An 8,315-nucleotide genomic window follows, 5' to 3' on the forward strand; every position below is an offset into this window, starting at 1 on the left:
GGGAGAGCGGGAGAGCGGGAGAGCGGGAGAGCGGGAGAGCGGGAGAGCGGGAGAGCGGGAGAGCGGGAGAGCGGGAGAGCGGGAGAGCGGGAGAGCGGGAGAGCGGGAGAGCGGGAGAGCGCTGCGCACCTTTTGCGCGGAGCCGAACCGCACCGGCGATTTGGCCGCTAAAACTCCGTTGTGCGCGGTACATCGTTTTCCTCCTGTCGCTGAGCCGCGAATCGGCTACAGCGACGACCGGCCTTCCTCTCTGGTCCGGAGGTTCCGTCACGATGGTGCTGCGATGGCACTGCCATGTTCCGCACGCCGGTGCCGCAAATCGGGTGCCGGCATCTCGCGTGGCAACGCCCCGACCGAAGAGCGGAGCGCGCCCAAGCGGCACAAACGTGGGGCGAGCCAACAAGTTCGGCGCACGAAGGAATTCGCGGCCAGGGCCACGTCGCGGTTCGCGCGAACTCATCCCGCGCTTCGTCGTGGTCAATCTCTGTGCAAACGCCCAGGCCACTGGCCGAAAGGCGACCACCCAGCTCCGCGGCCGTCACCCGAACATGAGCGTGTCGGGCAAGTAAGACGCCGATTCATTTGCCTCGGTGGGAGAGCAGCGGCCCTTGGATCGGCCCGCCACGCAACACGAAGCAGATCAAGCGCTGACGTCGAGCGTGCTGGGCCACGCCGCGCCCAGTACGCCGCGCCGCGAAAGCAAAAGCGCCGCGCGCGGCGCTTTTGATGAGCGCGCCGGCCGATCTGCACAGCGAGCACCGGTGGGACGGCATCCCGGCGCGCCGGGATTGCCTACCGAGACGTCCCCCGCCGTTCGGTCCGCCGGAATACTACACGAGCGCGACCCGCGGGCAGAGCAACCGCGCCCGCTGGGCCGAGAGCGCGATCGAGGAGGTCTTTCATCGGGCCGTGACGCAGAGCGACATCACTTTCTGGGAAAGCCTGATGCAGTGAATCCGCCGGCACGATCGTCTGGCGGTTTGCGCGTCAATCGGGCAACGTCAGCACCAGCACGCGCTTGGGAACCTGCCCGACGGGAATCCGCGCGGCCACGCGCCGGCTGGCCGTGTCGATCGCGGCCACCGTGTTGCCCTTCCGCTCGCTGATGTAGCAAAAGCGGCCGTCTAGAGATCGCCCACTTGTCGCCAATCACCGGGCGACAGCCCGCAGGTGACCAACTCCACCGAGCGACGGCTTTGGCCGGCGACAAACATCAGCAGGCGGACCTCCGGGTGCTGTCCGCACCACGCCACCGCACGCTCCGCGCCGAGCACATACAGCGCGGTGGCCAAGGCATCGGCGTCGGCCGCGGTCGAAGCAATCACCGTGGCGGAGTAGACGCCCTCGGCGGGCCAGCCCGTGCGCGGGTCGAGAATGTGCCCGTAGCGGCGGCCGGCGTGGCGAAAGAACTGCGTGCCGGCGCCGGACGTGCCCAAAGCCCGATCGCGAAGACGGATTTCGACGACCGAACGCTCCGGTCGCAAGGGATGCCGCACGTCGACCGTCCAACCGCCCGGAGCGCCCGTTTGCCGGCCACAAGTTCCACGGGCCAGCAAGCTGCTTTGCCCGCCATGCCAGAGAAAGTGGTCGATGCCCGCTGAAAGCATCTGCTCGGCCACGCGGTCGAGCGCATAGCCTTTGCCGATGGCCCCCAGATTGACCTCCACGCCCGGTTTGAGAAAGCGGACGGCGTGGCTCGCTTCGTCGAATTCGAGTGCGTCGCTGCCCACGCGGCGGAGCGCCTCGGCCAGAACGTCGGCTTCGGGAATCGTCCCGGCGCGGCGATAAAAGCCCCACACCTTCGTGAGCGGTCCGGAGGTGATGTCGAAAGCGCCCTCGGTTTCGCGATGAATCTGGGCGGCGCGGAGCAGCAACTGAAACAGGCGCGGCTCGACTTCAACCGGGCCGCTGGCCGCCAAGCGATTGAGCCGGCTGATCTCGCTGGTGTCGCGGTAGACCGTCATCTGTTCTTCGAGTCGGTCGACGAAATCGAGCGCTTCCAGGGCGATGTCGGCCGCCTGCGAGTACTGGCCCGCGTTCAAGTAGATTTCGAACTGGCAGGCCATGGCCCGGCGGCCAAGTTGAAGCAGGTAGGTTTCCGCGGCGGCGGGTGTCGTTGGCTGGTCGCCTTCGACCTCGGCCGGCGCGACAAGATCGCCCAATGCCTGGGCGGCGGCCTGGCCCTTGAGGAACTGGCGGCGGTTGGTCTGGCGCGGGCTGGGCATGAAAATATTATAAGGCGTCGGGCGTCAGGGTTCAGGGTTCAAATCAATTCAAGTTCCCCGCCCCCGCCGGCCGATATCAGGGAACCGCCTGACACGATGTCATCCAGGGAGGATCCGCATGGACGTCAATCGCGTTCGCCGTTATGTCATCGACTTGCTGCCGGAATTGGGATTTGCCCGGACCGAGCCCAACTGGGAAACGCCGCTGGTCTGCGACGGCAAACCGCTGGGCTGCCGGTTTGAGTTCGACCAGGTGCGGGCCTTTTGGTTTGCGGCCCGGCAGGCTATCGAGTTCTATGGCACCGACTGGGTGCCGCTGAAGGTGGCACGAGTTGATGCGACCTGAACTACTGCCGCTTCCAATTCCGGAATGACGTCCTGGGGCTTCCGTCGCTCTGTAGGGAACGCCCTCCGTGGCGTTCCGCGAAACCAGGCGCGGCGCCAACCGGCACGCGGCGGAACGCCACGGAGGGCGTTCCCTACAGAGCCGGCTGCCGCACGAGTTAGCAGTCAGGTCAACCGCTTCACCAGCCAGTCGCCCAGGCCGGGCGACAACTGCGCCACGGCAAACAGCAGCCGCGCCAGACGCGGACGCACCAATTCGCTGCGCCGCGTCTCGCACGCCCGCACGATCTCCTGGGCCAGCCGCTCCGGCGACAACGCCTTGGTCCGCACGCCGGCTCCCGGTTTGTAAGCGCCGGGCGGCAAGCCGGCCGACGCGGCGTCGCGAAGCTGCCGCTCCGGTCCGCGTGGCTCGTGCCGGGCGATCGGCCCCGGACAGACCAACAGCACGTGCAGTCCCCGCGGGCCAAGTTCCAACCGCAGTTGCTGCGAGTAGGCGGTGACGGCGAACTTGGTGGCGGGGTAGGCTCCGACAAAGCGCGCCGCCGATTTGCCGGCCAGCGAGCCGATATTCACCAGGTGCCCGCGTGTGGCCAGCAAGTGCGGCAGAGCGGCGTGCGTGCAACGCACCACGGCCAGGAAATTCAATTCGAGCAACTCGCGGAAATCGTCGGCCGTGGTTTCGTCCACCTGCCGACGCATCGACCGTCCCGCGTTGTTCACCAGCACGTCGAGCCGGCCGAAACGCTCGATGGTTTTGGCAAACAGCCGCGCTACGTCGTCATCGCGGGTGACATCGGCCGCGACCACAGCGACCTCGCTCCCTTTGGTCCGCAACGCGTCGGCCGTCTTGGCCAGAGCATCGGCCCGGCGCGCGGCGATCACGACGTGCGCGCCTCGTGCGGCGAAAGCCTCGGCGATCGCCTTGCCCAGCCCGCTTGAGCCGCCGGTCACCACCACGACTTTACCTTGCCAAGAACTTGTCACGATATGCTTCCACTTCCCAGGTCATGTCGAGCTGCGGCTCGCCCAGAATCAGCCGCTCGAATTTCAACGGGTAGCCGCGCCGCTCGTCAAATTCGGCCCGCAACACCGCCTTGCTCCCCGGCTTGGCGCCGAAGCCGCGCGTCGGGTCTTCGGCACAGTCGACGTCGTGCTCGATCACGTCGAATAAGCCGGGCACCGTCCAATAATGCCAGGTGCGGCGGTCCGAGCGGACGCCGTTTCGCAGCACCTCGACGGGTTTGCCGTCGCGGACCTCGACATGATAGCGGCCTGGCTGGCGGCCCATCACCGCGACGTCGAGTGCGTAATCTGCCGGGCCGTTCTGCCGCCAACGTGTTCGGGCGGCGTCGAGTGCCTCGGTGGTGAGGGGCGGCGTCGCCTGCCGCCGCGAAACGACGACGATGGCGATCACGGCGGCCAGGGCCAAGAGTCCCCCTACCGCCGCGCCGGCCAACACGTCGCTGGCCCGCAGGCGCTTTCGGGGCGGCGGGGCCGAATCGGCGGCTTCTGCGGGGTCTGGCACTCGTGCTCCGTTATGCTGACCGGCGAACGCATTGAAACCGCCGTCGCGTTGCCGTATTATAGCCAACGGGCACCGCGGCCAAGAACATGGGTCCGTTTTTTTGAAGCCCTTGGCTGCCGGACAGGGTATTACCTCCATAGCAACCCTGCCGGAGGTGGTCGCTCACCTCTCCTCTTCCGTCCCAGGAATTCGACGCATGAACGCAATGACCGCCGAACATCGAGGTGTCTCGACGCCGATCCAGAATGGTTTTGCCACCCGCCCTGGGCGCCGCAGGGGGCGCGGTTGGCTGACTTGGGCGATCTCCTTTCTTGTTTTTTTGGGTCTCGGCGGCGTGCTGTTTTATGGCGGCTATTCCTTTTACGCGAGCGAAGGCGCCGAGGGCGCGGGTCCCCTGCTGACGATGCCCGTGAAGAAGGCCGATTTGCTGATCACCGTCACCGAAGACGGCAATGTGGAAAGCGCCATGAACATCGAGCTGAAGTGCAAAGTGCCAGGCCCGATCACGATTCTGGAGATCGTGGCCGACGGCAGCCACGTGACAGAGGGCCAGCAGTTGGTGCGGCTCGATTCGTCGTCGTTGGAAGACTCCGTGCTGGCTCAAGAGATCGTCAAGGCCAAGGCGCTGGCGGCCAAGATCACCTCCGAGAAGGATTTTGCCGCTGCCAAGATCGCCGTCGATGAGTATGAGCAAGGCACCTTCCCGCAAGAGATGGAGGAATACGACGCCGACATCACCGTCGCCCGACAGGACCTGTCGACCGCGCGGAACCAGCTCCTATACAGTCAGAAGATGCACCGCAAGGGGTATGTGACGGCGCTCGACGTCGAATCGAAGGAGTTTGCCGTCGAGCAGGCGCAACTGAGGCTGAAGGTTGCCGAACGCAAGAAAACCGTGTTGGAAAAGTTCACCCGGCTGCGGACGCTCGAAGACCTGACGAGCAAGCGCGACAGCGCCGCGGCGCTGCTGGAGTCCGACCTGGCCGCGTTGAAAAACGAATCGAACAAGCTTCAGCGGCTGGAAGACCAGCTCAAAGAGTGTACGATCGTGGCCCCGCAAGACGGCATGGTTGTTTACGCCAACGACCGGACCAACCCCTTCCAGCAAGGGCCCAAGATCGACTTGGGTGCGCAGGTCAATCAGTTCCAGGCCATCTTGCGGCTGCCCGACTTGAAGAACATGCAGGTCAAGGCGCTCGTCCATGAAACCAAAGTCGATCAACTGCGGCCGGGCATGCGCGCCAGAATCAAGATTCAAGACAACGAATTCCAAGGCGCGATTACGTCGATTTCCAATCAGCCCGAGGCTGGGAATTGGTTCCAGGGCAACGTCAAGGAATACGCGACGTTGATCAAAATCGACGGCGAACCGGAAGACCTCAAGCCCGGAATGACCGCGGAAATCGAGATTCTCGTCCAGGAGAAAAAGGACGTGCTGCAGGTGCCGGTGCAATGCGTGTTGGAGAGCGGCAACCGATTGCGGGCGTATGTCAAGACCCCCGGCGGCATTGAAGCCCGCGACCTGGTGCTGGGGGGAACCAACGACACCGTGATCGAAATCGTCGACGGCCTGAAGGAAGGGGAACTGGTGCTGCTGCACCCACGCGCCGACGTGCCGGACGCCAAAGACACGTCTGCCGAGACCGAAGCCGTCGATGTCGGCAAGCGGTATGGAACGAGTCAGGTCAAGCCCGGAGCGGTCGGGCCTGCGGCGGCGGGCGGACCTGCGACGGGCGGACCGGCCGCCGCCCAGGACGGCGGCGCGGCGGGACCAGCGGGCGGCTTCAAGCTGCCTACCTTCAAGGAACTGGACAAGGACGGTGACGGCAAGCTCACCCGCTAAGAGAATCCTTCGCCGTGGTTCGATAAAATCGACACCAATTCAGACGGTTCGATCGATCCCAAGGAATTCAAGACCGCCTTGGATGAGGTCAAGAAAAAGATGGCCGGGCCAGCGGGAGGCGGCGCGCCGCCAGCGGCCGTTGCTCCGCCGGGCGGTGGCCGATAAATGGCATAATGGAGGCCCCAGGGCGGTTCGATATCGTCAATACCGCCTTCGTACTTCGGCCTTACAAGACTCCGCCGAAGCAGCCGCGGCGCCGGCCGCCAGTTTTTCGGCACCAACCTGCGAGGTCACCGCCAGGAACAACTGTTCGAGCGACGTGTGTTGTGCCGCCAGCCGGCTGCGCAGCTCGGCCAACGTGCCGATGCAAAGCAGCTTGCCCCGGTCGACGATCCCAATCCGGTCGGCGATCTGCTCGGCCACGTCGAGCAGGTGTGTGGACATGAAGATCGCCGCCCCCGCCCTGGCCCTGGCCCGCAACAGGTCTTTGACCAGCTTCGAGCTGCGCGGATCGAGGCCCACCAAGGGTTCATCGATGACCAGCACGGCCGGGTCGTGCAAGAGCGCCGCGGCGAACACCAGCCGCTGCTTCATGCCGTGCGAATAGGCTTCGGCCAGCTCGTCGATAAAGTCGGCCAGCTCGAAATGGTCGATCTCGCGGCCGACACGCTCGGCCGCGTCGCGGCGGTCGAAACCGTGCATCCCGGCAATGAAGTGCAGAAACTCGCGGCCGGTCAGCTTGTCGTAAAGGTACGGCACGTCGGGAACGTATCCCAGCAAACCGCAGGCCTTGCGCGGCTCGGCGGCGACATCGAAACCGCCCAGCCGCACGTGCCCGGAACTGGGCCGCAACAGGCCGACGAGCATTTTGATGGTCGTGGTCTTGCCCGCCCCGTTCGGCCCCAAAAAGGCGAACAACTCGCCCGCCGGCACGCTGAGACTCAGCCCCGCCACCGCGGTCTTGTCGCCGTAGGTCCGAGTTACGTTTTGAAGTTCAATCATTGTCTTTCAAACGTCAACCGCGACGACATCAAGGTGATCTCTTGTTTGAGCACCGTGCCGTCGGCCCGCACCCAGGCCTTGGCTTTGGCCGCCTGGTTGCTCGACAGCTCGGCGCCGGGATCGCTGCGAAAGACCACCACAAAGGCATCGACCATCTGCTCGCGCCACAGCATCAGCTCGCGCCGCTCGACTTTGGCGGAGAGCATCTCCATGGGGGCCGTAGGCGGGCGCAACGGACTGTACACGGGCATCGTCCACGACTGGCCCACTTTCAGATCGGGCAAGCGGCCCTGCGGCGACAATGCGTCGCTCACCAATGCTTTGGGAGGCAGATAAGCCGTCGTGTTGTAAACGAGCTGGCCCGTGCGGACCTTCAGCTTCAACTGCGTGCCATCGATGACTCCTTGGATCGTGACTTGGACGGTGCCGGGAACGATCTGCGAATCGAGGCGCGAGTCGTCCGGCAGTGAGCCTTCGTCGCCCAGCAAGGCCCGCGAATAAAAGCCGATCGGGCGACCGAGCGGGTCGATCTCCAGGCTGCTCTGGGCATCGACCGCCAACTCCAGTTCGCTCCATTCGCGCGAACCCGCCAGCAGCTTCAGCAGCGAATTCATCCAGCCCGGCGTGATTTCGGCCAGCGGCAACCGCCGAATCCGCACGTGGCTGCGCATCTCGGTCACGCCGTTATCGAGCATGCGGTTGCGGGCCTCGGCCCACCCGATCGGGACGTCGTTGAGCGAGATGGTCCAAGATAGCGGGGCGTCTCGGTCCTTGCGGTCGGCCAGAATCGTGCGGTAGGTCGGCGGATCGCCCACTGCCAAGGAGGGGAGGATTTTTACGCCGACCAGCCAACTCATGGTCAAAAGCCAGAAACCGACTACCACCACGTTGAACCACCGGCTGTACATGCCTCTATTTTACCAGGACTGGCAAAGCGGGCGAGGGCAGTCATCGGTTAATGGCGACATGTGTGCGCCTGACAAGGCAACCGCTAACCATAGATCGCCGCGAACTCGCGACGGTACACCTGCGGATCGTCCGGCAGCCGCTCAGCCAGCAGGTCGCCAGCGCCGGCGCCGTGCTGGAAGCGACGCTTTTCGAACACCGGCATCGACAGTCCGGTGACCGCCCGCACGCCGCGGCGTTTCGTGGCGATTTTCGACAATGGCCAACTCGCGACGGTTTGCTGCCGGTTATTCTGGCCGCCGGGACTCGCCTGGGCGGTGCCGACGACCGCAAATCGAAGCAGCGAAATCGATTACGGCGATTATGCGGGGCGATGCCGCACCCGTCTCCGCCACGGCGCCTAAACAAAAGCGCCGCGCGCGCGGCGCTTTTGTTAAGCAGCGGGCCGCCCGCGGCGTGCGGCACGCGC

Annotated in this window: 10 protein-coding genes; 3 read left to right on the plus strand and 7 right to left on the minus strand. The window is 65.1% G+C overall.

Annotated elements, in window-relative coordinates; genetic code table 11:
* The first annotated feature begins 726 nt into the window (after nucleotides 1-726).
* The gene (locus tag VNH11_04050; GenBank protein ID HVA45537.1) at nucleotides 727-954 is read left to right on the plus strand and encodes a hypothetical protein; all 228 of its coding nucleotides are present in this window, start codon (nucleotides 727-729) and stop codon (nucleotides 952-954) included.
* A gap of 33 nt (nucleotides 955-987) precedes the next feature.
* On the opposite strand, the gene VNH11_04055 is transcribed toward VNH11_04050, so the two are convergent.
* Nucleotides 988-1,149, minus strand: a complete 162-nt coding sequence (locus VNH11_04055; protein ID HVA45538.1) for a hypothetical protein — start codon at nucleotides 1,147-1,149, stop codon at nucleotides 988-990.
* Complete coding sequence (locus tag VNH11_04060) at nucleotides 1,125-2,225, minus strand: FAD:protein FMN transferase (protein ID HVA45539.1); 1,101 nt, start codon at nucleotides 2,223-2,225, stop codon at nucleotides 1,125-1,127. Before VNH11_04060 ends, VNH11_04055 begins: the two co-directional genes overlap by 25 nt.
* Nucleotides 2,226-2,343: 118 nt before the next feature.
* Here VNH11_04060 and VNH11_04065 point away from each other — a divergent pair, with 118 nt between their 5' ends.
* Complete coding sequence (locus VNH11_04065; protein HVA45540.1) at nucleotides 2,344-2,571, plus strand: hypothetical protein; 228 nt, start codon at nucleotides 2,344-2,346, stop codon at nucleotides 2,569-2,571.
* Nucleotides 2,572-2,735: 164 nt separating this feature from the next.
* Here VNH11_04065 and VNH11_04070 read toward each other — a convergent pair whose 3' ends face one another.
* Together VNH11_04070 and VNH11_04075 are read right to left on the minus strand one after the other, a co-directional pair.
* Nucleotides 2,736-3,554, minus strand: coding sequence for an SDR family NAD(P)-dependent oxidoreductase (locus VNH11_04070; protein ID HVA45541.1), 819 nt, complete (start codon nucleotides 3,552-3,554; stop codon nucleotides 2,736-2,738).
* Nucleotides 3,532-4,095 carry a DUF6174 domain-containing protein gene (locus VNH11_04075; protein HVA45542.1) on the minus strand — a complete coding sequence of 188 codons (564 nt, stop codon included), beginning with the start codon at nucleotides 4,093-4,095 and terminating at the stop codon, nucleotides 3,532-3,534. The genes VNH11_04070 and VNH11_04075 overlap by 23 nt, the downstream gene beginning before the upstream one ends.
* Nucleotides 4,096-4,291: 196 nt before the next feature.
* On the opposite strand from VNH11_04075, the gene VNH11_04080 reads away from it, so the two are divergent.
* Nucleotides 4,292-5,938 carry an HlyD family efflux transporter periplasmic adaptor subunit gene (locus VNH11_04080; GenBank protein HVA45543.1) on the plus strand — a complete coding sequence of 549 codons (1,647 nt, stop codon included), beginning with the start codon at nucleotides 4,292-4,294 and terminating at the stop codon, nucleotides 5,936-5,938.
* 201 nt (nucleotides 5,939-6,139) lie between these two features.
* Here the strand turns inward: VNH11_04080 and VNH11_04085 are convergent, their stop codons facing one another.
* The 3 genes from VNH11_04085 to VNH11_04095 form a co-directional block, all read right to left on the minus strand.
* On the minus strand, nucleotides 6,140-6,940 hold the full coding sequence (locus tag VNH11_04085; protein ID HVA45544.1) for an ABC transporter ATP-binding protein: 801 nt from the start codon (nucleotides 6,938-6,940) through the stop codon (nucleotides 6,140-6,142).
* Nucleotides 6,937-7,848, minus strand: coding sequence for a hypothetical protein (locus VNH11_04090; GenBank protein HVA45545.1), 912 nt, complete (start codon nucleotides 7,846-7,848; stop codon nucleotides 6,937-6,939). The genes VNH11_04085 and VNH11_04090 overlap by 4 nt, the downstream gene beginning before the upstream one ends.
* Before the next feature lie 83 nt (nucleotides 7,849-7,931).
* The gene (locus tag VNH11_04095; GenBank protein HVA45546.1) at nucleotides 7,932-8,105 is read right to left on the minus strand and encodes a hypothetical protein; all 174 of its coding nucleotides are present in this window, start codon (nucleotides 8,103-8,105) and stop codon (nucleotides 7,932-7,934) included.
* Nucleotides 8,106-8,315: the final 210 nt, after the last annotated feature.

The sequence above is a fragment of the Pirellulales bacterium genome, from assembly GCA_035533075.1.
Taxonomy (GTDB): Bacteria; Planctomycetota; Planctomycetia; order Pirellulales; family JAICIG01; genus DASSFG01.